Below are 909 nucleotides of genomic sequence, written 5' to 3' on the forward strand. Positions count from 1 at the left end.
GCAATGCCAGAAGTTAATTATATCAAACATTTAAGAGAAAACGAAGATTTGTCAATTAACGAAATCGTTAGAAAGACAGGTAAGAATTGGAGGACAGTAAAAAAATATGCAGATGGTGAAGTACCCTTAGAGCCTCTTCCTTTCAACAAAGGTGGAATGATGTATGAAGATGGATATGGTGAAATTGTAGATTGCTGGCTTGAGGAGGACCTGAAGCTCAAGAGGAAAGAGAGAAGAACAAACAAGAAGATGTTTGAGCAACTTAGGGATGAACATGGATTTAAAGGATCCTATCGGACAGTTTGTGACTATGTGCAGCATAGAAAGCCGAAGATTAAAGAAGAGAAATACAAGATATGAGCGTTTGGAGCATCCTCCGGGTGAATCACAAGTGGATTTTGGAAAAATGACTGTTGTAAAGGATGGTGCTTACAAGGACATCAAGACACTAATTTTGAGTTTCCCTTACAGCAATGTAGGATTTGCTTATCCTCTTCCTGCCGAAAATTCGGAGTGTTTCCTTGAAGGATTGAAACAGTTATTCAAACAAGCTGGTGGAGTGCCTACACATTTAAGGATAGACAACCTTACAGCTGCCGTCGTTGCAATTGGTAAGGGAGAAAAAAGAACTTACACAGATTCCTTCTTGCGCTTCCAATCTCATTACGGCTTTGAAGTTCAGGCTTGTAATCCTGCAAGTGGACATGAAAAAGGAAATGTGGAAAAGAAAGTGGGTTACACAAGGAACAATCTTTTTGTCACTGCCCCGGAAATGGAGGACTTTTCTCAACTGGCAAGCTGGATGCAGGTCAAGATGAGGGAAGATCGAAACCGTCCACATTATGAAAAAGGGATTGCAATTGAGCAGCTCTGGATAGAGGACGAAAAACAGCTAAAGGCATTACCAAT

At 40.6% G+C, this 909-nt stretch carries 1 pseudogene; it reads left to right on the top strand.

Annotation, left to right across the window (positions count from 1 at the left end):
• A pseudogene (gene istA / locus Q1B07_RS26670) lies at positions 1–909 on the top strand (IS21 family transposase); the annotation flags it as partial.

This window comes from uncultured Metabacillus sp. (assembly GCF_947503125.1).
Lineage (GTDB): Bacteria > Bacillota > Bacilli > Bacillales > Bacillaceae > Metabacillus.